Annotated in this window: 21 protein-coding genes; 8 read left to right on the top strand and 13 right to left on the bottom strand. The window is 70.7% G+C overall.

Annotated features, from left to right (window positions below):
• Window positions 1-28: 28 nt before the first annotated feature.
• The 3 genes from ABZ478_RS02065 to ABZ478_RS02055 form a co-directional block, all read right to left on the bottom strand.
• A complete protein-coding gene (locus tag ABZ478_RS02065; RefSeq protein WP_359544579.1) occupies window positions 29-2,596 on the bottom strand; it encodes an amino acid permease in 2,568 nt (855 codons plus the stop codon).
• A 204-nt stretch (window positions 2,597-2,800) separates the two neighbouring features.
• Entirely contained in the window at window positions 2,801-3,076 is a 276-nt protein-coding gene (locus ABZ478_RS02060) for a hypothetical protein (RefSeq protein WP_359544578.1), read from the bottom strand.
• Window positions 3,077-3,155: 79 nt separating this feature from the next.
• Window positions 3,156-3,926 carry a hypothetical protein gene (locus tag ABZ478_RS02055; RefSeq protein WP_359544577.1) on the bottom strand — a complete coding sequence of 257 codons (771 nt, stop codon included), beginning with the start codon at window positions 3,924-3,926 and terminating at the stop codon, window positions 3,156-3,158.
• Between the two features lie 484 nt (window positions 3,927-4,410).
• On the opposite strand from ABZ478_RS02055, the gene ABZ478_RS02050 reads away from it, so the two are divergent.
• The 3 genes from ABZ478_RS02050 (at window position 4,411) to ABZ478_RS02040 (ending at window position 5,832) form a co-directional block, all read left to right on the top strand.
• The gene (locus ABZ478_RS02050; RefSeq protein ID WP_359544576.1) at window positions 4,411-4,926 is read left to right on the top strand and encodes a hypothetical protein; all 516 of its coding nucleotides are present in this window, start codon (window positions 4,411-4,413) and stop codon (window positions 4,924-4,926) included.
• Between the two features lie 205 nt (window positions 4,927-5,131).
• Window positions 5,132-5,416 (top strand): hypothetical protein, encoded by a 285-nt coding sequence (locus ABZ478_RS02045; protein WP_359544575.1) that lies wholly within the window; start codon window positions 5,132-5,134, stop codon window positions 5,414-5,416.
• A gap of 122 nt (window positions 5,417-5,538) precedes the next feature.
• A complete protein-coding gene (locus tag ABZ478_RS02040; protein WP_359544574.1) occupies window positions 5,539-5,832 on the top strand; it encodes a hypothetical protein in 294 nt (97 codons plus the stop codon).
• Between the two features lie 93 nt (window positions 5,833-5,925).
• Here the strand turns inward: ABZ478_RS02040 and ABZ478_RS02035 are convergent, their stop codons facing one another.
• From ABZ478_RS02035 to ABZ478_RS02005, 7 genes are all read right to left on the bottom strand, one after another.
• Window positions 5,926-6,270, bottom strand: coding sequence for a hypothetical protein (locus ABZ478_RS02035; RefSeq protein ID WP_359544573.1), 345 nt, complete (start codon window positions 6,268-6,270; stop codon window positions 5,926-5,928).
• A gap of 229 nt (window positions 6,271-6,499) precedes the next feature.
• Window positions 6,500-6,805, bottom strand: a complete 306-nt coding sequence (locus ABZ478_RS02030; protein ID WP_359544572.1) for a hypothetical protein — start codon at window positions 6,803-6,805, stop codon at window positions 6,500-6,502.
• A 166-nt stretch (window positions 6,806-6,971) separates the two neighbouring features.
• Window positions 6,972-7,316, bottom strand: coding sequence for a hypothetical protein (locus ABZ478_RS02025; RefSeq protein WP_359544571.1), 345 nt, complete (start codon window positions 7,314-7,316; stop codon window positions 6,972-6,974).
• A gap of 54 nt (window positions 7,317-7,370) precedes the next feature.
• The gene (locus tag ABZ478_RS02020; protein ID WP_359544570.1) at window positions 7,371-7,622 is read right to left on the bottom strand and encodes a hypothetical protein; all 252 of its coding nucleotides are present in this window, start codon (window positions 7,620-7,622) and stop codon (window positions 7,371-7,373) included.
• A 198-nt stretch (window positions 7,623-7,820) separates the two neighbouring features.
• Window positions 7,821-9,248 carry a condensation domain-containing protein gene (locus ABZ478_RS02015; protein WP_359544569.1) on the bottom strand — a complete coding sequence of 476 codons (1,428 nt, stop codon included), beginning with the start codon at window positions 9,246-9,248 and terminating at the stop codon, window positions 7,821-7,823.
• 206 nt (window positions 9,249-9,454) lie between these two features.
• Complete coding sequence (locus ABZ478_RS02010) at window positions 9,455-9,997, bottom strand: DoxX family protein (protein WP_359544568.1); 543 nt, start codon at window positions 9,995-9,997, stop codon at window positions 9,455-9,457.
• Between the two features lie 189 nt (window positions 9,998-10,186).
• Complete coding sequence (locus tag ABZ478_RS02005; protein WP_359544567.1) at window positions 10,187-10,939, bottom strand: helix-turn-helix domain-containing protein; 753 nt, start codon at window positions 10,937-10,939, stop codon at window positions 10,187-10,189.
• A 118-nt stretch (window positions 10,940-11,057) separates the two neighbouring features.
• Here ABZ478_RS02005 and ABZ478_RS02000 point away from each other — a divergent pair, with 118 nt between their 5' ends.
• Together ABZ478_RS02000 and ABZ478_RS01995 are read left to right on the top strand one after the other, a co-directional pair.
• The gene (locus ABZ478_RS02000) at window positions 11,058-11,612 is read left to right on the top strand and encodes a DUF2231 domain-containing protein (RefSeq protein WP_359544566.1); all 555 of its coding nucleotides are present in this window, start codon (window positions 11,058-11,060) and stop codon (window positions 11,610-11,612) included.
• Window positions 11,613-11,691: 79 nt separating this feature from the next.
• The gene (locus ABZ478_RS01995) at window positions 11,692-12,141 is read left to right on the top strand and encodes a hypothetical protein (RefSeq protein ID WP_359544565.1); all 450 of its coding nucleotides are present in this window, start codon (window positions 11,692-11,694) and stop codon (window positions 12,139-12,141) included.
• A 27-nt stretch (window positions 12,142-12,168) separates the two neighbouring features.
• Here ABZ478_RS01995 and ABZ478_RS01990 read toward each other — a convergent pair whose 3' ends face one another.
• Window positions 12,169-12,846, bottom strand: coding sequence for a GAP family protein (locus ABZ478_RS01990; protein WP_359544564.1), 678 nt, complete (start codon window positions 12,844-12,846; stop codon window positions 12,169-12,171).
• A 397-nt stretch (window positions 12,847-13,243) separates the two neighbouring features.
• Here ABZ478_RS01990 and ABZ478_RS01985 point away from each other — a divergent pair, with 397 nt between their 5' ends.
• Genes ABZ478_RS01985 through ABZ478_RS01975 form a run of 3 tightly spaced genes read left to right on the top strand, consistent with a single transcriptional unit; the run spans window position 13,244 to window position 16,111 of the window.
• Entirely contained in the window at window positions 13,244-13,483 is a 240-nt protein-coding gene (locus tag ABZ478_RS01985) for a ferredoxin (RefSeq protein ID WP_359544563.1), read from the top strand.
• Window positions 13,480-14,874 carry an FAD/NAD(P)-binding oxidoreductase gene (locus ABZ478_RS01980; RefSeq protein ID WP_359544562.1) on the top strand — a complete coding sequence of 465 codons (1,395 nt, stop codon included), beginning with the start codon at window positions 13,480-13,482 and terminating at the stop codon, window positions 14,872-14,874. Before ABZ478_RS01985 ends, ABZ478_RS01980 begins: the two co-directional genes overlap by 4 nt.
• Before the next feature lie 13 nt (window positions 14,875-14,887).
• On the top strand, window positions 14,888-16,111 hold the full coding sequence (locus ABZ478_RS01975; protein WP_359544561.1) for a cytochrome P450: 1,224 nt from the start codon (window positions 14,888-14,890) through the stop codon (window positions 16,109-16,111).
• A 200-nt stretch (window positions 16,112-16,311) separates the two neighbouring features.
• Here the strand turns inward: ABZ478_RS01975 and ABZ478_RS01970 are convergent, their stop codons facing one another.
• Complete coding sequence (locus ABZ478_RS01970) at window positions 16,312-17,229, bottom strand: DUF5996 family protein (protein ID WP_359544993.1); 918 nt, start codon at window positions 17,227-17,229, stop codon at window positions 16,312-16,314.
• A 241-nt stretch (window positions 17,230-17,470) separates the two neighbouring features.
• Window positions 17,471-19,399, bottom strand: a complete 1,929-nt coding sequence (locus ABZ478_RS01965; RefSeq protein WP_359544560.1) for a TIGR03960 family B12-binding radical SAM protein — start codon at window positions 19,397-19,399, stop codon at window positions 17,471-17,473.
• Window positions 19,400-19,466 lie beyond the last annotated feature (67 nt).

The raw sequence follows: 19,466 nt of genomic DNA, 5'->3' as shown, positions 1-19,466 counted from the left end.
AGCGGCTGGTCGGGGCGCCCGCGCCCGCTCAGTCCCCCGGGATTCCGGGGGACTGGCCGTCCGGCGACGGCAGGTCCTGCTCGGTCCAGAGGGTCTTGCCCGTGGGGGTGTAGCGGGTGCCCCAGTGGTGGGTCATCTGGGCGATGATGAACAGGCCCCGGCCGCCCTCGTCGTCGCTCGCGGCATGGCGCAGATTGGGCGTGGTGTGGCCGGTGTCGGAGACCTCGCAGATCAACGTCCGGTCGCGGATCAGACGCACCTGGATCGGGCCGCCGACGTAGCGGATGGCGTTGGTGACCAGTTCGCTGACGATGAGCTCGCTGGTGAACGCCAGGTCCTCAAGGCCCCAGTCCCGCAGCTGCTTGCTGACGGCGGTGCGGATGCCGGCCACCCCGGCCGGGTCGGGCGGCAGCTCCCACTGGGTGAACTGACTCCGGTCGAGCAGCCGGGTGCGGGCCACGAGCAGCGTGGCGTCCACGTCGACCGGCCCGGGCAGCAGGGCGGTCACCGCCCGGTCGCAGAGCCGGTCCAGGGACGTCCGGTCACCGGCGAAGATCCCGGACAGCCGCGCGAGCCCGGCGGCACGGCCGGCGGTGGCCTGCAGCAGGCCGTCCGTGCACAGGGCGACGAGACTGCCCGGCGGCAGCCGCAGCTCCGCGCTCTGGTAGGGCACACCGCCGACGCCCAGCGGTGGTCCGGGGGGCAGCTCCGGATAGCAGACGGCACCCGTGTGCGGGTCGACGACCGCCAGCACCGGGTTCCCGGCCCGCGCCAGGCTGCACTGCCCGGAGACCGGGTCGTACACCGCGTACAGGCAGGTCACGCCCCTCGCCTCGTCCGCCTGTGACTTCGCGAGGGCCGGGCCGCCGTGGCCGTCCCCGCGCTCGTGCGCGGTCTGCTCGACCAGGTCGTCAAGGCGGGACAGCAGTTCGTCCGGGGTCAGGTCGAGACGGGCCAGGACGCGCACCCCGGTGCGCAGGCGGCCCATCGTGGCGGCGGCGCGCAGGCCGTGCCCGAGCACGTCCCCGACGACGAGGCCGACCCTGGTGCCCGACAGGGGGATCACGTCGTACCAGTCGCCGCCCACCCCGGAGCCGTTGTCGGCGGGCAGGTAGCGGCTCGCCGAGTCGAGGGCGGTGTGCGGTGGCAGGCGCCGCGGCAGCAGGCTCCGCTGCAGCTTGAGGGCCACCCCGTGCCCGCGGGTGACCACCGGCATCAGCAGGAGACCGAGCAGCAGGGCGCCGAGACCGATGACGGTGACGCCGCCGGTCGGCCCGAAGAGCGGCAGGTCGACGCTGGTCGCACCGTAGTCCGGGGCCGCGTAGACATAGGTGGCGTAGAGGAACAGGACGAGCATGATCAGCCCGCCCAGACCCGGCAGCACACCCTTGAAGACGAGGTCCTTGGTACTGCGGTCGAGGATCTTGCGGTAGTACCAGAGGCAGGCGAAGCCGGTCAGGCCGTAGTGGAACGTGATCGCCAGGCCGACCGAGTCGACCGAGTCGGCCAGCGCGTTCCCGCTGAAGGAGGCCAGCAGCACGAGGAAGCCGATCGAGACCGCGCCCATTCCGACGGTCGACCAGGTCGGGGTGAGGAACCTGCGGTGCACCCGGGCGAACCGGGCGGGGACGGCCTTGTGGACCGCCATGGAGAAGACGGTCCGGGCCAGGGGCAGGATGGTGGTCTGGGTGGACGCCAGCGCCGAGGTCAGCACCATGAGGATCAGCAGTCTCGACAGCACCAGACCCGTGTCGCCGCTTCCGAAGACGGCCTCGCCGAGCCCGGAGAAGACGTCGTCCGAGTTGTCGGCGTTCCCCAGCCCGACACCCGAGCCGCCGGTTCCCGCGAAGGCCTGCGCCGAGGTGGACACCAGCGCGTACAGGATCAGCAGCAGCACGGTGGACATGACCGCGGCGCGGCCGGGGATGCGGGTGCTGTCGACCGTCTCCTCGTTGATCGAGACGGCGGTGTCCCAGCCCCAGTAGATGAAGACCCCGGCCAGGAGACCCGAGGTGAGCCCCTTCACCGAGGTCACCTCGAAGGGGTTGAACCAGGAGGCGGAGACATGGATCGCGGTGGACGGGGCGTCGGTGTAAGCCCTGACCAGCGCGGCGACGGCGAAGACCAGCAGCATCCCCACTTCCATGCAGAGCAGCCAGCGCTGCAGGGCGGCGGAGAACTCTATGCCGACGTAGCAGACCGTGGTCATCACGACGATCCAGGCGATGCCGGCGACGGTGGTCCACAATCGGTCCTCCGCCAGCCCGTCCAGGCCCACCAGCCGAAAGCTGTAGGTGCCCGCGATCTCGGCGAGGCTCGCCATGACGATGACGTTGGCGACGACGATGCCCCAGCCACCCATCCAGCCGGTGCGGGGGCCGAAGGCGCGGGTCGCCCAGGTGAAGGTCGTCCCGCAGTCGGCGTTGCTCGCGTTGAGTTCCCGGAAGGCGTACGCGATCAGCAGCATCGGGACGAACGACAGCATGATGACGATCGGTGCCTGCAGGCCCACCGCCGCGACGATCAGGCCCAGTGTGGCGGCGAGGCTGTAGGCGGGGGCGGTGGAGGCAAGCCCGATGACCACCGAGGAGAACATGCCCAGCGCGTCGTTCTTGAGCCCTTTGCGGCCGGCCCCCGTCCCGGGAGCGGGGCGGCCGGCGGACCCGTCGCCGCCAAAATGCCACACACTCGATTGCAACGCCGGGCCACTCGCCCCGCAACAGCGCGGGGCGCCCGCGAATCCCTGATTCGCGGGCGCCCTCCGGCCGGTCCGTGCCGGTCCGCCGCTGCCCGGGGCCGGTCAGAACGCCTGGTTGTTGCAGCCCATGTCCGAGCCGAGGTGGCTCTGCTGCGCCCCGGGGTTGCCCTCGCCGTTCAGCAGGTTGCTCGCGGCGCCGGTGAGCGCGCCGACGCTGCCGAGCACCTCGATGTTCATGTCGTGCGAGCGGCACTCGACGCCCTGCGTGACGTCGAAGTCGTGGCCGGGCTCACCGTGGGCGAAGGCGGTGTTGGCGCCGAGCGAGCCGACGGTGCCGAGCATGGCGCCCAAGAGGACGGCCTTGTGCAACTTGCGCATGGGTTCTCCGTTGTTCGGGAGTCTGGAATCTGCGACGGGTACGGATCGGGTGGGACGCGGGCGTCCGCGAGGGGCGCGGTCAGCCGAGCCGGGGCAGTCCGAGCTGGCCGACGGGCGGCGCCGCGACCTGGCCGAGGCCGACCGGTGACAGCCCCGGCCCGCCCCCGGGCGCGATGATCGGGTTGACGAGCGGGTTCACCTGGGGGTTGACCTGCGGGTTCACCTGCGGGGCGACGTGCGCCGGGGGCTCCTGGGCGGCCTGGGGCATGGCCACCTGCGGGGCGACCTGAGGCATGACCTGGGGCATCACCTGCGGAACGACCTGCGCCGGCTGCGCGGGGGCGGCCTGCTGGTACGGCGCGGGCTGCTGGTAGGGCTGCTGCTGCGGGTACGGCGCCTGCTGCGCGTACGGCGCCTGCTGCGCGTACGGCTGCTGCGGCGCGTACGGCGACACGGTGGCCTGGGCCGAGCCCTGCGACACCGCCGACGCCGAGGCGTAACCGGTCTGCTGGGGCGCCTGCGGGGCGGCCTGCTGCGGAGGCGGAGCGTAGACCTGGGGGGCCGGCTGCGCAGCGGGGGCGTAAGCCGGCGGCGCCTGCTGTGGCACCTGCTGTGGAGCCGGAGCGTAGGCCTGGGGGGCCGGGGCCGGGGCCGGGGCCGGGGCGACCGCCTGAGGCGCCGGCTGTGGAGCGGGGGCCGGGGCGTAGGCCTGCGGAGCCGGCTGCGGGGCCGGCGCCGGAGCGGCGCTGCCCTGCCCGACTGGTGAATCGGCATGGCTGACGCCCACGCCGATGACGGACAGACCGCCGGCCGCCGCTACAACGAGCGCGGCCTTGTGAAGCTTGCGCATGAAACCCTCGGCCCTTCGATACCTGAAAAGGGAAAGCAATTGCGTTCGGTGCCGCCACACGCGCAGTCGATGCGATATTCACACCGCACCGTCAGCAGCGTTACTCCTGACCGGCACGCGGACGTCGCGTGGGAGCGGGCAGCGAAATTCCTCGCCCTTTTCGAGTCGAGTCCATACCGCTGCCTTCTCCCCGTCGGAACGAGAATTTCCGCGCCGTGGTCACGGCACCCGAAGGCCTGTCACCCATTTGCCGCATTCCCGGGTGGGGCGTTACGGCATATGCCGGTCCTTGTCTTTGCGTCGAATGGGTGACCCCGGACGGGTGGCCGTATCCGCGACTGTTCCCGCCTCGTTCCCCACGGGCCGGACTCGACGGTCCACAGCGACCGTCGGCCGCACCGAGCGGCGGGACAGCGAAAGCCGTGCCGCCCCATCAGCGTTTCACCAGGTTCCGCGCACAGGTCAACGAAGGGCCGAGGATTCCATGCGCAAGCTTCACCACGTCGCGCTCGTCATCGCAGCTGCGGGCGGTCTGTCCGCCGTCGGCGCCGGCCCGAGCTCCGCCGCCCCCGCCACCTACAACGGGACCGTGCCGCCACCCGTATCACAGCCGGACGCCCAGGCCGCCTCGGCCACCTCCTCCCAGGCGACCGCGCAGACCTACGGCTCGCCGGCCGCACAGCAGGCGGCCCCGCAGCAGGCGACCCCGGAGCGGGGCGCCGAGGTCACCCCTCAGGTCAACCCCCAGCTGAACCCGCAGATCAGCCCCCAGATCACCCCCCAGGCCCAGCAGACCCCGCAGGGCGCCCCGCAGACGATCAACCAGGGCGGTCCGGTGACCCAGAGCAACCTGTTCCGTCCGTACCAGGAGTGCAGCCCGCAGAACCTGCTCGACGCGAACGTGCCGATCGCCCTGCTCGCCGCCGCCCAGACCCGGGGCGTCGACTGCACCCAGGCCAACAGCCAGTCGAACTCCCTGGCCAGCGCCCAGCGGTACTGACGCCGGCCCCGGTGCCCCGTCCCGGTCTGTCACGGGCACCGGACCCGACGGTCCGTCACATCCCTGACGCGGCCGGGACTTTCCGGGGGTGCGACGCGAAGATCGGCGCGTCGCCACCCGATTTGGGGCATTTCGCACTAATCTCCCGTAACTGTAAAACGTCGATCTGCCACAGATCGCACACCCCCACTCCACCGGAGATGACATGCGCAAGCTTCGCAACGTTGCCGTCCTGGTCGCCGCCCTCGGCAGCATCGGACTCGTCGGCGGCACGGCCCACGCCGACGGCGGCAAGGGCGGCGACCACGGTGACAGGTTCAACATCCAGCAGAGCACCAACTGCAAGTCGCACGACCTGAACCTCGACCTCCTCGGCAACGTCGGCCTGCTCGACGGCGTGCTGGGCAACGGCCTGAACGGTGAGGGCAACCCGGGCGCCAAGAACACCCACAACGGCTCGACCATGGGCTGCAACAACAGCGCGTTCTGAGCCCCCGGTCCGGCGCACCGACGCCGGAGTGTGATGGTCCCGGCACCGCGCCCCCGCGCCCGGCGCCGGGACCATCGACGTCCCTCACGTTCTTGACCCCCCTCACTCCACCGGGAGATCACATGCACAAGCTCCGCACGGCCGCCCTCCTCCTCGCCACCATCGCCAGCGTCGGGTTCCTCGGAACCGGCGCCGCCCACGCCGGCGAAGGCTGGGGCGGCAAGGGCGGCGACGAGTTCAACATCGAGCAGAGCACCAACTGCAAGTCGCACGACATGAACCTCGACATCCTCGGCAACGTCGGCATCGGCAGCGGCCTGGGCGGCAACCTGCTGAACGGCGAGGGCAACCCGGGCGCCCACAAGACGTCCAACGGCTCGTCCATGGGCTGCAGCAACAGCGCGTTCAGCGAGTAGCAGACCGGACAGCGAGCCCCGGTGCCCCGACCAGTGGTCGGGGCACCGGGGCTTTCGCCGTTTCCCGGCTCGGACCGGCCGTGCCGGCGGCGTTCAGAAGTCGACGTGCGGCTTCTTGAAGCCCTTCGGCAACTCCGCCTTGTTGGAACAGTCGATGTCCTGTCCGGTACTGACGGAGCCCTTGCCCGAGGCCTCGTCCGCCGGGAACATCACGTTCGGACGGTCGACCGACGAGCAGCCCTGATTCTGCTGGATGACGTGCGTGCCGTCCTTGTCGACGTGGGAATCGTTCTTCTGGACACACACGGCGCCACTCTCCGCGGCGCTCCCGCAGCCACTCGGGAGCCCGCCGGCGGAGGCCTGGCCGGCGCCGAGGCAGAGCACGGCGAGACTTCCCACGAGCCCCGTGACGGTGGCGATCTTCTGCGCGTTGAACATGTGCTGCGTTTCCCTTTCCCTCTCAAAACGGAGGCCCGGACGCCGTCGCCTTTGACCGGCGTGCGCCCGGGCCGATATTCCTGAACCACGCCCCGGTCGGCCGGACTCGAGGTCCGGCGCGACCCGACGGTGGAATCGCCGCAGCCCGGGCGCGTGCCGTTACGGCCGGCGCGCACCCGGGCTGCCTTCGCCACGGTGTCACCCGGACACCGCTGGACGGAGTACTTCCTTACTTGTCCTCGCCGTGCTCGCCGTAGCCCTGCTCGGGCTCGTCGTTCTTCTGCTCCTCCTGCGGCTGAGCCTGGGGCTGCTCCTCCGGCTGACCCTCCTGCTGGGCCTGCGGCTGCTCCTCCGGCTGACCCTGCGGCTGGGTGTAGTAGCCACCACCGACGGCGACGGCGTTGGCCGAGGAGTTGGCCACGGCGCTGATCGACGGAGGCGCGTCGTTCTCGCCGGCGAAGCTGGCCCCGGCGCCAAGGAAGGACAGTCCGGCAACCGCCGCCGCTACGAGCGCAGCGCGCTGAAACTTGCGCATGTAAGACCCTTTCGTACCCGGGCAAGGCGCCCGGCTCGACTACGTATTGTGAGCATATACACACGCAACGTAGTTCCGGCGGATCTACACCCTTCATGTCGCGTCAGCAAGTTCAGCGGCGGCGGAGGGGTGACGGGACGCCCGGAATGCTACGGACTCCCCGGACTCAGGACATCAGGCCGAACAGCGCCTCGTCCCCGTCGCCCCTCTCCGGCGGCACCCCCTTCGCCGCGGGAGCACAGGTGACCTCGGGCCCGAGCCGGGTGACCCCGCTGCCGCCGGCGGCCGGCAGCGTGAGGGGCTGCACCCGCGCGCAGGTCTCCTGATGAGGGATCACGCCACCCTCGGGCACCTCACCCACGATCCGCTGCGAGCACCTGACGTTGCCCTGGAGGTCGGAGGCACAGGGCGCCGGCCCACTTGCGGCGAATGCCTGGGTGACACCCGCGCAGGCCACGGTGAGGCCGCCCACGAGCCCGGCGACGGCCGCGATCTTCATCCTGCTGAACATGTGATGCGCCTTTCTCTGCGGGAGCGCCCGGGAACCGGCCGCAACGGGCCTGACTCAGCGAATGAAAGCCGTGTTGGCGGTGTTGTACTGGGCGCAGGTGGTGTCCACGGTGCCGGCGATCCCGAGCACGCCGACCGGGATGTTGCTCTCGGCCACCGTCTGCGGGCTGCACTCCTGGTAGGGGCGGTAGGAGTCGGCCACCTTCGGCCCGTTGCCGGGGCTGTCGGCGACCGCCGTGCCGACGCCGATGGCGGACAGGCCGCCGGCCGCCATTGCCGCGATCACAACCTGCTGGAACTTGCGCATGGAACCCTCAGTCCTTTGCTGAACAACGGAATCGATTGCCTAGCGTGACCGGCCAGACACTAGCAGTAGCGGGACGGGGCATTCCACATTCCTGGTCCGGCCGGGGGCGGTACAGCCCAACGGAGGTCACCGCTGGACGCCAATTGACCCCGTGAGGCCACGGAGTTGACGAACTTCTGTGCGATCGGCGGGAGTTCGTCAGAGGAAGACCGGCTGCCCGGCCCGCAGCCGATCGTGCGCGGGGCGGTCCTGCGCGGGCACGGAGAGGATCAAGTCCCGCAGTTTCTCCGTGTACAGCCGCACGTTCTTGTACGCGACCTCGGTGTCCGGGTAGCGGCAGGCGAACCACAGGCCCTCGTCCAGCCGGTTGACCCAGGCGCACACCTGATCGCCGTACGACACCCGGATCAGCCCGTACGCCTTCTGCTCGGCCCAGCGGCCGGAGCCGGGAGTGGGGCGGGCGTCAACGTACGAGACGATCGAGTACATGTCGGGCGAGGTCGGGCGGAAGTCCGCGCCCAGCAGGCGCAGTACGCGGGCCAGCGGGATGCGCGCCAGCGACCGGTTGGCCTTCAGCTCGGCGCGGACCGTGGCGAGCGCGCAGTCGAAACTCCGCGCCGCGGGCACCTCGATCGGTGCGCCGCCGACGTACCAGCCGACGGAGTCCGACCACGCCGACTTCAGCCGGGTGTGGAACGGCACGACAGTGCGGTAGACCGGCTGCCCGCCCAGCTCGTGGACGATCAGGCTCGTCGCGGCCAGAACGCCCACCAGGCTGCCGCCGTAGGGCCTGCAGTACGCCTCGAACGCGGCGGCGGCGTCCGCGTCGACGAGCGGCTCGCACATCAGCTTCTGGGTGGGCAGCTCATATCCGGGCCGGAGACCGAGGTCGACGGGGAACTCCGGGAGCCTGCCGTCGCACCGGGCGATGAACTCCCGCCAGCGGGCGACGATCGCGTGGGTGTCGTCGATCCCGTCCGCGCTCGTCCGCTCCTGCTCGCAGAAGTCGACGTAACTGCCGGGAGGCGGGCCGGCCGCGGGCCGCCCCGTGACGTCCGCGGTGTACAACTCGCGGATCTCGTCGGGGATGCGCTGGAGCGAGTAGGCGTCGACGTTGGTGTGGTCGAAGGCCATGTACACGCTGGTGGAGTCCTCGCGGACGACCGCCGTGTAGATGAAGTTCGGCCAGCCGAGCGCGTCCGCCGCCACGTCGAATCGGTCCTGCAGGTACCGGATCAGGGCATTGGTGTCGGCGAAGTCGCCGACCACCTCCCGGTGCAGGGACACGTCGACCTCGTCGAGGGTGAACCGGTGCATCTCCTCCTCGGCCCACCGGAATCCGCTGCGCAGCGTCTCGTGACGCAACGTCCAGCTGCGCAACGCCCGTTCCAGCGCGTCGAGATCGGCCGGCCCCGGCAGGTCGAACGCGGTGCCCAGCCAGGTCGGTACGAACAGTCCGTCCTCCCGCACCGAACGGGCCGTCCGGATGTGCGACTCCTGGATGTACGCCGGCGGCCGCGGGTCCGGCGGCAGCACTGCCGCGGCCTGGACGGTCGCAGGGCTGAACGTCCATTCGACGAGTCGTCCGGGCCGGACCTCGCAGCGCTGGATGTCAGAAATTCGCACGGTGGCGTCTCCTTCGCAGAAGACACCAGCTTGGTGAAGGGGGCGCCGTGCGCGAGCGGCGGCCGCCGTGTCGCCGTCATTTCAGCGGGACGTGTGACGCGTCGAACGGCGAAGCGATCATGCGGAGTTCACCTGCGCCGCGCGTGACCGGCCCTGGCTCGGCGGCTCGGGCGTTGCGCCGGCCCGGAGCGAAGGCCGGCGCGGGTTCACAGGCTCAGCGTGATCGCGGCGCCGAGGCCGCCCAGGCCGAGGGCGAAGGCCGCCTCCTTCCAGCCGCCGCCTCCCCAGAGGAAGAGGCGGTCGACGGCCAGCCGGCCAGGACCGATGGCGGCCACGGCCAGGGCGACGACCGCGATGCAGACGCTGTATTCCACACCGCCGTCCGCTTCCCACAGGCCATGGGCGCCGGTGACCGTGGCCATCGCGTTGATCATGACACCGATCAGGGCGGCGGCGGCCAGCGGCGTCAGCAGCCCGAGAGCAAGACCCAGGCCGCCGAGGAACTCGGACAGACCTCCGATCACTGCGTAGAGCCTTCCCGGGCGATAGCCCAGGCCCGCGAAGCCCTTGCCGGTCGCGGTGAGGCCCGGGCCCCCGAAGAGCCCGAAGAGTTTCTGGGCCCCGTGGGCGGCCATCAGCAGGCCGAAGGCCAGCCTGATGAGCAGCAGGCCGGCATCGGCGGCGGTGACGGGACGCGCCACCGTTTCCGCGGAACGAGCAGGGCGGTTCAGTATGCGCTTGGTCAACATGGCAATGCTCCGGTCGGAACGCCGGAACGGGCGTCTTCCCCCAGCTCGGACGGATACCGAGCAACCGGTGACGGGCGGGCTCCGCGCGGGCGGCGGAGCGCGCTCCCCCACACGATCCTTGCGCCGGAAGCGGCATCGGGCATCCGGGCGGCGGTCCGGGGACGGACGGGCGGGCGGCCCCGCCTCGCGTCAGTGGTCCCGGACCGGCCGGCTGTCGCCGTCGTGGCCGCCGGGGGCGAGTCGCACGCAGCACTCCCCGGGCTCGGGGGCCAGGACGGCCTCGACTCCACCGACCTGAAGGCCGTCGAGGCAGCCCTTGAGGAAGGCGTGGTTCATGCCGCACACCAGATCCGGGGCCTTCGCGGCCAGCGGGTGGAACGGGCAGTTGCGCAGCCGCAGCAGCGTGGGGGTGTCCCGGACGGGTTCGTAGCCGTACCTGTCCAGCAGGCGCTCGCACGCGGTCAGCCCGCGCTCGGGGCCCAGCCGGCCCGGCCGGGTCTCCTCCCGCGCGGCCTCGCCCAGCTCCCGGCCGCGCCGCTCGGCGGTCCGGACCGCCGCCTGCGCGGCGCTCTCGTCCGCACCCTCGGTCAGGACGGCGTCCAGCAGCAGATCGGCCAGGAGTTCGTGCCGGCGGTCGGGGATGCTCACGGTGATCTGGGCGCCGGTGGGCTCGTACACCTTCGGCTGCCTGCCGACCTTGCGGATCGCGCCGGGCGTGCCGTACCGCGCCCGCAGCAGGCCGGCGTCGACGAGCTTGTCGAGGTGGAAGGCCGCGAGCTTGCGGGAGATACCGACGCTGGCGGCGGCCTCGTCGCGGGTGACGGCGCGGCGGGCACGCCGGATGAAGGTGAACATGCGCCTCCGCGAGTCCTCGCTCAGGACGCTGACGGAGTCGATGGCGCTGTCGGCCGCGTCGGCCCGGGCGCTCGGATCGGGAGTCACCCGACCACAGTAACTCCCATCGCCGTGGGCACAAGCGTTCTTCACTCGTCGTGGGCTGTACGTCTTGACTCCCTCCCGCAATAAGACCAAGCTTTGTTGGTGAAATAAGGAGGTTGCGATGACCCCTGAGCCACAGCTTCAGGCGAAGCGCCCGGTCAGCGCCTCGCTCGCCGGCCCCTACGGCCACCCGTTCCACCCGATGCTGGTGACCGTGCCGATCGGAGCCTGGGTGACCAGCCTGGTGTTCGACATCGCGTCCCACGTCGTGCACCGTCCGGGCTTCCTGACCCAGTCGTCGCAGTGGCTGATCGCGGTCGGGGTGATCGGCGCGCTGCTCGCGGCCATGGCCGGATTCCTCGACCTGTTCGCGATCCCCGCCGGCACCCCGGCATTCCGCACCGCCCTGGTGCACATGACGCTCAACCTGCTGGTGACCGCGGCCTACGCCGTCAACTTCCTGTGGCGCCACGGCGAGCACACCGGCGGCGGGAGCGTCGCGACCGGACAACTCGTCCTGTCCGCGTTCAGCGTCGCGGCCCTGGGTGTGTCCGGATTCCTCGGCGGCAAGCTCGCCTACCGCTACGGAGTGCGCGTCGCCGACGAGACCACCCAGGCCGAGGGATACGCATCCCACGGCGGCCCCGGGAGCAGCCACGCCCGCACTCCCGTCTGACCCGGCCCCGCCTTCCCGTCACCGCGGCCCGGCCGGACCACCGGCCGTCGCCGCCACCGATCTCATCCGGGAGTTCCCCATGGACATCGCCGCACTGATCACCTGGGTGGTCACCGCTTCGGGCGGCTTCTACATGCTCGGCACATGGATCCAGCGCGGCGGCCTCCGCCAGCAGCGAACCGGTACCAGCCGCCTGCCCGCACCGGTCCTTTTCGGGCACTTCGCCCTGGCCGCGATCGGGCTGGTCGTATGGATCGTCTATCTCGTGGCCGACCGGACCGCCCTGGCCTGGACGTCGTTCGGCCTGCTCCTGCCCGTCGCCCTGCTGGGCTTCGTGATGCTGGCCCGCTGGCTCCCCGTCCACCGCGCCGGCGCCGGGGCGGCACCGGCCGCGGCGGGCCGGGCGGCCGAGGCGACCGTCCCCGCCGAACGGCACTTCCCGGTGCCCGTCGTCCTGGCCCACGGCCTGTTCGCCGTGGCCACCCTCGTCCTGGTCCTGCTGACCGCCCTGGGCGTGGGGGGCAGCTGACACGGTCGGTGGCCGCGCCGGCGGCGGTCAGGAACTCAGCACGCCGATGCCGTCCCCCAACAGCTTCAGCCCGAACACGAAGAACAGGACCGCCATGACGGCGATGTTGTGCCGCGCGGCCCAGTCCTTCCAGTTGCCGAGCGTGCCCTTCGCCCGCTCCCTCATGATCAGGAAGACCCCCAGCGGGACCAGCAGACCGAGGGAAGCGACGACCACGAAGATCGCCAAAACTCCGATCTGCTGTCCGGCCGGCAGTCCCGACGAACTGATGGACGCCGCCGCGGCGATGGTCAGCGGGGCGTTCTTCAGGTTCCCGGCCGACAGCAGCAGAGCGAGAAGAAAGACCTTCAGCGGCGGGAAGCGGTCGAGCGCGGCCATCCACCGGGGCAGTCGCGCCTCCGTCACGTCGGCGGGGCGATGACGCCACATCCGCACGGCGAAAAGCACCAGTGCCACTCCCAGCGCCAGCTTCAGCGCGCCCACCCAGTCGGCCGGCTCCCCCTGGCCGGCTGCGTCTCCCTGGCCGCCGATCACCAGCATCACCCCGCCCAGGCCGGACAGGCCCACCACCCAGCCGAGGGTGAACACCAGCCCGTTCACGCGTCCGCGAGGTGTCGCCAGCACGATGATGAGCGCGACGATCGGAAGAGGACTGACGGCGACACCGGCCGCCAGGCCCAGTACATCACCCAGCACTTGTCCCATACGTGCCTCCGGCACATCGAAGAACCGCACCGACCCCGGCGCGCGGATCCACCCGCCGCCTCACCCGCCATGCGTAAAGGATCAACGACACGACGTCGCCCCGACCGCAGGGGCACGCGGCGCGCGAGTGAACGCTGCGCCCGGTGTGCGGGTGATTTGTGCCGGGACTAGGCTTTTCTCACGGCAGGGTCAGCTTATCCGGGCGGTTTCACAGGCGCCGTTCGCCCTGTTCGCGACGATCAAATCCTTCTGCAGAGACCCGACGAGCGCGGTGCGCCCCCCTCGCGGTGCGCGGGGACGGCCGGCGGCCCGCATCCTCTCACCGAGGCTTGTCCCGCGCTGCGCGTGCCGCGCCGGCTTTCCGGGTCCGCAGTTCGCAGTCCCTGTGGAGGTCGGGATGAGAGTTGTCGTTGATCTTTCCCGGTGCCAGGGGTACGCACAGTGCGCGTTCCTGGCTCCGGAGGCGTTCCGGATGCACGGCGAGGAAGCGCTGATGTACGACCCGCAGCCCGACGACGCCCGCCGCGAGCAGGTATTGCGGGCCGCGGCGGCCTGCCCGGTCCAGGCGATTCTGGTCGACCAGTTGGAGGGACGGCTCGGGGGACGGGACGTACCGGTTGAGGCGTCGACGTCATGACCAGCGCCGATACCCTGCGAGCGTTCAAGCGCGACGGCCGCATCGTGGTCGTCGGGGCGTCACTGGCGGGACTGCGGGCCGCGGAGACCCTGCGCGACGAGGGGTTCACCGGGTCGCTGACCATGATCGGTGACGAGCTGGGCGAGCCCTACGACCGCCCGCCCCTGTCCAAGCAGGTACTGACCGGATGGGTCCCGGCCGGGAACACCACGCTCCCCCGGCGCCGTGACGTCGACGCGGAGTGGCTGCTGGGGGTGCCCGCCAGCGGGCTGGACCTGGCGGCCAACCACGTTTGTCTCGCCGACGGACGGGAGATCCCCTTCGACCGGGTGCTGATCTCCACCGGAGTGCGGGCCCGTCCCTGGTTCGTCGAGAGCGAGGCGGACCTGGACGGCGTGTTCGTCCTGCGCACACGGGAGCACGCCGAGGGACTGCGGCAGGCACTCGCCTCCGGGCCCTCCCGCGTACTGGTCATAGGTGCCGGATTCACCGGCTCCGAGATCGCCTCGATCTGCCGTGAGCGGGACATCCCGGTCACCGTCGCCGAACTCGCGCCGTCCCCCCTCGTCGGGGCGCTCGGCGCCATGATCGGTGAGGTCGCGTCGGACATGCAGCGCGCCCACGGCGTGGATCTGCGCTGCGGAGTCAAGGTCACCCGGCTCGAGGGCGACGCACAGGGGCACTTCCGCCGCGCGCACTTCGACGACGGCAGCACGGTCGACGCCGACGTGGCCGTGGTGGCCCTCGGAGGCATCCGCAACACCGAGTGGCTGCGGGGCTCCGGACTGGCGGCCGGTGTGTGGGGCATCGCCTGCGACACGGGCTGCCGCGCCCTCACCCTCGACGGCCTGATCACCGACGACATCTTCGCCGCCGGGGACGTGGCCCGATGCCCCAACCCGGTCTACGAGTACCGGCTCATCTCACTGGAACACTGGGCCAACGCCGTGGAACAGGCCGAGATCGCGGCGCACAACATGGTCAGCGGCCAGGCGGACCGCTGGCCCCACCTGACCCTGCCGGTGTTCTGGTCGATCCAGTTCGGCGTCAACATCAAGTCCGTCGGCGTGCCGACCTTCGCCGACGAGGTCGTCGTCGCCCAGGGCTCGGTCACCGACCACCGTTTCGTCGCCGCGTACGGCTACCGGGGCCGTGTCACCGCGGCGGTCACCTTCAACAACGCGAAGTGGATCGACCACTACCGGGGGCTGATCGAGACGGCCGCACCCTTCCCGCCCCCGGGCCCCACGCCCGACCAGCCCCTCGACATGAAGCCCGTGCCCGTCGACTTCCCCGGACCCCAACTGCTCGCCCAGGGCGCCACCGTGGTCGTCACCGGTCACGACCCCGGCGAACGGCGGGTCACGGCCGCGCAGCAGCACCACCGGTAGGAGGGAGAGCGAGATGACCACGACCGAGGCGGCACCCGACACGCTGCGCCGGATCCTCGACTACTCCTCCCGGGCCGACCCGTACCCGCTGTACGCCGAACTGCGCCGGACCCCGGTGGCCCGGCAGGAGGACGGCAGCTACGTCGTCAGCACCTACCGCGAGATCGCGGACCTGCTGCACGATCCCCACCTGAGCTCCGACGTCCGCAACCTGGCGAATCCCATGCCCTCGCACCAGGGGGACACCACGCCGGCGTTCATCAACCTGGACCCGCCCGAGCACGACCGTCTGCGGCGCATGGCGATGCGCCACTTCGGCCCCCCGCACACCCCGGGGCTGGTGGCCGGCATGGAAGACGATCTGACCGCCGTCGTGAACGGTCTGATCGACGGCTTCGCGGGCAAGGAGCAGATCGACGTCGTCGACGACTTCGCCTACCCGTTCCCCGTCACCGTGATCTGCCACCTGCTCGGTGTGCCACGCGAGGACGAACCGCGCTTCCACCTGTGGGTGGACGCCCTCGTCAACTCGATCGACTACAACCCCAAGACCGATCCGAAGGAGAAACTGGAGAACGGGCTGCAGGCCCGCAAGGACCTGCGCCAGTACCTCGGCGGGCTGCTGGAGCAACGTCACGGCCGGCCGGGCGAGGATCTGCTGGCCCGCATGGCCAACGACGACGGTCCGGACGGGCGGATGGCCGACGAGGAGATCATCGCCACCGCCAATCTGCTGCTGATCGCCGGTCACGAGACCACGGTCAACCTCATCACCAACGGCATGCTGACGCTGCTGCGCCACCCCGAGATACTGCAGCGACTGCGCGACGACCCGGGTCTCGTCGTACCGCTGGTCGAGGAACTGCTGCGCTACGAGCCACCGGTGCACATCATTCCGTGGCGGGCGGCGTACAGCGACATCACCGTCGCGGACACCGTCGTCCCCAAGGGCTCGCAGATCATGCTGATGCTGGCCTCGGGCAGCCGTGACCCGGACCGCTTCCACGAGCCCGACCGCTTCGACCCCGACCGCCGGGACAACCAGCACCTGGGCTTCGGCAGCGGCATCCACCTGTGCTTCGGCGGCCCGATGGCCCGGCGGGAGGCCCACATCGCGCTGACCGAGCTGGTACGCCGGCTCGACCGGCCCCGGCTGGTCACCGACCCGCCGCCGTACCGCCGCAGCCCCATCCTGCGCGGCCCGATCCACCTGGGCGTGGAGCAGGGCAAGGGCTGAGGGGAGAGACGGACGCAACGAGCCCCCTTCCTGACCGGAAGAGGGCTCGGAGGGGATGCCGTGCGCGCGGGAAATCGTCGTCGCCGCCGTGCGGCTCCGTGCGGGGCGGCTCGTCCAGCTTGTGGCTTTCGTTTTACGACGAGGAGACCGCGGGTGCACCGTCGTGACCGCGCTCGACCGTCGGACTTTCCGGACCGGGGTCAGATCCGCCGGACCACGTCCGTGATGCCTCCGGGGCACGCGAGCGTCGCGATGTCCCATTCGGCGCGTCCGGCCCCGGCCCGGTAGGCGCTTTCGTAGAAGGCGAGTACGGCGGCACGGGGATCGGTCTCGACGCGGGCCGCGTCGTAGCGCAGCACGGCCAGGTGACTGTCGCCGCGCGCGACCCACCGCGCGGACGCGGGGCTGAGCGGCTCCCCGGCCAGGCCGGCGGGCTCGGGGGCGGTATAGGAGTAGAAGGCGGGCTCGGTGAAGGTGTCGTCGCCGAACCAGAAGCCGAAGCTGATCACTTCCCTGGAGTACGCCTCCCGGGTAACCGGGTCGACCTGCCGAGGCTGGTCGATCTGTCGCCCGGAGAACCGGCTGTGGGCGATGTCGAAGGTGTGCCAGAAGTGGTGCACCGGGCTGCTCTTTCCCGAGTAGCCCGCCGCGAACTCCTCCAGCACGGACGCCACCTGGCTCAGGACCCGCCAGTAGCGGTTGGCGGCCCGCGGATCGTAGGTCGCGTGCTCGGTGTCCCGGGCGAACGGCCGGCCGGCGTCGGGCAGGTCGAAGGGCCTGGGAATGGCGATGTCCACCCGGACGCCCAGCGCGGTCAGGGCGGCCAGGGTCGCGTCGTGGAAGGACGCGACGGACTGGCCCGGAAGCGGGAAGGACCGCTCTTCGCCGTCCAGTGTCGCGACGATGAGCCGGTGGTCGACGAAGTCGAAGTCGATCGTGAAGATCGGATTCCCGTCGAGCTGACCCATCGGACGCGTGGTGATGCCCCGCCCCGTGACATGGAACGGGACGTTCCACCAGTGGTTGCGCCGGGCGCTCGCCGCCAGGCGGATCTTGCCGACGATCTGCTCGAAGCGGTGCAGGGTCTCCTTGGTGTCCCGCCACTCCGTCAACGGCATCGGTGGGAAAAGCTCCGTCACGGTTCCATGATGACCTCGTGAGCGGCGTCCGGCACCCGCGCCGGGTGGCCGGAGGCACCGCCGCACCGGAGCCGCGGCACCGGCAGCGCGCCCGCGCCGAGGACCGCGTCCGCGCCGCTCGCGCCACCGGCCTGCGCAACCTCCCGCTCCAGGACGCCGCCCTGCCTCCCGAAAGCGGAAGGGCCCCCTGCGTTCCCTGCTGCGCAAGGGGCCCGACCGGCTACTTGTCGACCACGGTCAAAGGCAGGAGCTTCTTGCCCGTCGGACCCACCTGGATGTTCGTGTCCATGGCCGGGCAGACGCCGCAGTCGAAGCAGGGCGTCCAGCGGCAGTCGTCGACCTCGGTCTCGTCGAGGGCGTCCTGCCAGTCCTCCCAGAGCCATTCCTTGTCCAGGCCGGAGTCGAGGTGGTCCCAGGGGAGGACCTCCTCGTAGGTGCGCTCGCGGGTGGTGTACCAGTCGACGTCCACGCCGAAGGAGGCGAGGGCCTTGTCCGCGCACGCCATCCAGCGGTCGTAGGAGAAGTGCTCGCGCCAGCCGTCGAAGCGGCCGCCGTCCTCGTAGACCGCGCGGATGACGGCGCCGATGCGGCGGTCGCCGCGGGAGAGCAGGCCCTCCACGATGCCGGGCTTGCCGTCGTGGTAGCGGAAGCCGATCGAACGGCCGTACTTCTTGTCGCCGCGGATCTTGTCGCGGAGCTTCTCGAGGCGGGCGTCGGTCTCCTCGGCGGAGAGCTGGGGCGCCCACTGGAAGGGGGTGTGGGGCTTCGGGACGAAGCCGCCGATCGAGACCGTGCAGCGGATGTCGTTCGACCGGGAGACCTCGCGGCCCTTCTGGATCACGTGGGTCGCCATGTCCGCGATCTGCAGGACGTCGTCGTCGGTCTCCGTCGGCAGGCCGCACATGAAGTACAGCTTCACCTGGCGCCAGCCGTTGCCGTACGCCGTGGAGACGGTCCTGATCAGGTCCTCTTCCGAGACCATCTTGTTGATGACCTTGCGGATGCGCTCCGAGCCGCCCTCGGGGGCGAAGGTGAGGCCGGAGCGGCGGCCGTTGCGGGTCAGTTCGTTCGCCAGGTCGATGTTGAAGGCGTCGACTCGGGTGGAGGGCAGCGACAGGCCGATCTTATCCTCCTCGTACCGGTCGGCCAGGCCCTGCGCGATGTCACCGATCTCGGAATGGTCCGCCGAGGACAGGGAGAGGAGGCCGACCTCCTCGAAGCCCGTCGCCTTGAGGCCCTTGTCGACCATGTCGCCGATGCCGGTGATCGAACGCTCACGCACCGGACGGGTGATCATGCCGGCCTGGCAGAAGCGGCAGCCGCGGGTGCAGCCGCGGAAGATCTCGACCGACATCCGCTCGTGGACCGTCTCGGCGAGCGGGACCAGGGGCTGCTTGGGGTAGGGCCACTCGTCCAGGTCCATGACGGTGTGCTTGGAGACACGCCACGGGACCCCGGACCTGTTGGGCACGACACGGCCGATACGGCCGTCGGGCAGGTACTCCACGTCGTAGAACGCGGGGATGTAGACGCCGCCCGTCTTCGCCAGACGGAGGAGGACCTCCTCGCGGCCGCCGGGACGGCCCTGCGCCTTCCACTCGCGGATGACACGGGTCATGTCGAGGACGGCCTGCTCGCCGTCGCCGATGACCGCCGCGTCGATGAAGTCGGCGATCGGCTCCGGGTTGAAGGCCGCGTGGCCGCCGGCCAGGACGATCGGGTCGTCCAGTCCGCGGTCCTTCGACTCCAGGGGGATGCCGGCCAGGTCCAGCGCCGTCAGCATGTTGGTGTAGCCCAGCTCCGTGGAGAAGCTGAGGCCGAACACGTCGAACGACTTCACCGGGCGGTGGCTGTCCACGGTGAACTGCGGGACGCGATGCTCACGCATCAGCGCCTCGAGGTCCGGCCACACGCTGTAGGTGCGCTCGGCGAGGACGCCCTCCTGCTCGTTGAGTACCTCGTAGAGGATCATGACGCCCTGGTTGGGCAGTCCGACCTCGTAGGCGTCCGGGTACATGAGCGCCCAGCGGACGTCGCACTCGTCCCAGTTCTTGACGGTGGAGTTGAGCTCACCGCCGACGTACTGGATCGGCTTCTGCACGTGGGGGAGCAGAGCTTCGAGCTGCGGGAAAACCGACTCGACAGGCATCTCGCGAACCTTCATGAGCTGACAGGGGTGACCATTCAGCGTAACCCGCCCGGAGGGCTCCCCCGTA

The organism is Streptomyces sp. NPDC005706, assembly GCF_040631045.1.
In the GTDB taxonomy this organism is placed as follows: domain Bacteria; phylum Actinomycetota; class Actinomycetes; order Streptomycetales; family Streptomycetaceae; genus Streptomyces.
This window is presented reverse-complemented; position numbering and strand designations above follow the sequence as displayed.

Bases quoted from the DNA above. Each gene is read 5' to 3' on its own strand.
- ABZ478_RS02065 (WP_359544579.1), bottom strand. From the start codon at position 2,596: ATGTTCTCCTCGGTGGTCATCGGGCTTGCCTCCACCGCCCCCGCCTAC.
- ABZ478_RS02060 (WP_359544578.1), bottom strand. From the start codon at position 3,076: ATGCGCAAGTTGCACAAGGCCGTCCTCTTGGGCGCCATGCTCGGCACC.
- ABZ478_RS02055 (WP_359544577.1), bottom strand. From the start codon at position 3,926: ATGCGCAAGCTTCACAAGGCCGCGCTCGTTGTAGCGGCGGCCGGCGGT.
- ABZ478_RS02050 (WP_359544576.1), top strand. From the start codon at position 4,411: ATGCGCAAGCTTCACCACGTCGCGCTCGTCATCGCAGCTGCGGGCGGT.
- ABZ478_RS02045 (WP_359544575.1), top strand. From the start codon at position 5,132: ATGCGCAAGCTTCGCAACGTTGCCGTCCTGGTCGCCGCCCTCGGCAGC.
- ABZ478_RS02040 (WP_359544574.1), top strand. From the start codon at position 5,539: ATGCACAAGCTCCGCACGGCCGCCCTCCTCCTCGCCACCATCGCCAGC.
- ABZ478_RS02035 (WP_359544573.1), bottom strand. From the start codon at position 6,270: ATGTTCAACGCGCAGAAGATCGCCACCGTCACGGGGCTCGTGGGAAGT.
- ABZ478_RS02030 (WP_359544572.1), bottom strand. From the start codon at position 6,805: ATGCGCAAGTTTCAGCGCGCTGCGCTCGTAGCGGCGGCGGTTGCCGGA.
- ABZ478_RS02025 (WP_359544571.1), bottom strand. From the start codon at position 7,316: ATGTTCAGCAGGATGAAGATCGCGGCCGTCGCCGGGCTCGTGGGCGGC.
- ABZ478_RS02020 (WP_359544570.1), bottom strand. From the start codon at position 7,622: ATGCGCAAGTTCCAGCAGGTTGTGATCGCGGCAATGGCGGCCGGCGGC.
- ABZ478_RS02010 (WP_359544568.1), bottom strand. From the start codon at position 9,997: ATGTTGACCAAGCGCATACTGAACCGCCCTGCTCGTTCCGCGGAAACG.
- ABZ478_RS02000 (WP_359544566.1), top strand. From the start codon at position 11,058: ATGACCCCTGAGCCACAGCTTCAGGCGAAGCGCCCGGTCAGCGCCTCG.
- ABZ478_RS01995 (WP_359544565.1), top strand. From the start codon at position 11,692: ATGGACATCGCCGCACTGATCACCTGGGTGGTCACCGCTTCGGGCGGC.
- ABZ478_RS01990 (WP_359544564.1), bottom strand. From the start codon at position 12,846: ATGGGACAAGTGCTGGGTGATGTACTGGGCCTGGCGGCCGGTGTCGCC.
- ABZ478_RS01985 (WP_359544563.1), top strand. From the start codon at position 13,244: ATGAGAGTTGTCGTTGATCTTTCCCGGTGCCAGGGGTACGCACAGTGC.
- ABZ478_RS01980 (WP_359544562.1), top strand. From the start codon at position 13,480: ATGACCAGCGCCGATACCCTGCGAGCGTTCAAGCGCGACGGCCGCATC.
- ABZ478_RS01975 (WP_359544561.1), top strand. From the start codon at position 14,888: ATGACCACGACCGAGGCGGCACCCGACACGCTGCGCCGGATCCTCGAC.
- ABZ478_RS01970 (WP_359544993.1), bottom strand. From the start codon at position 17,229: ATGCCGTTGACGGAGTGGCGGGACACCAAGGAGACCCTGCACCGCTTC.
- ABZ478_RS01965 (WP_359544560.1), bottom strand. From the start codon at position 19,399: ATGCCTGTCGAGTCGGTTTTCCCGCAGCTCGAAGCTCTGCTCCCCCAC.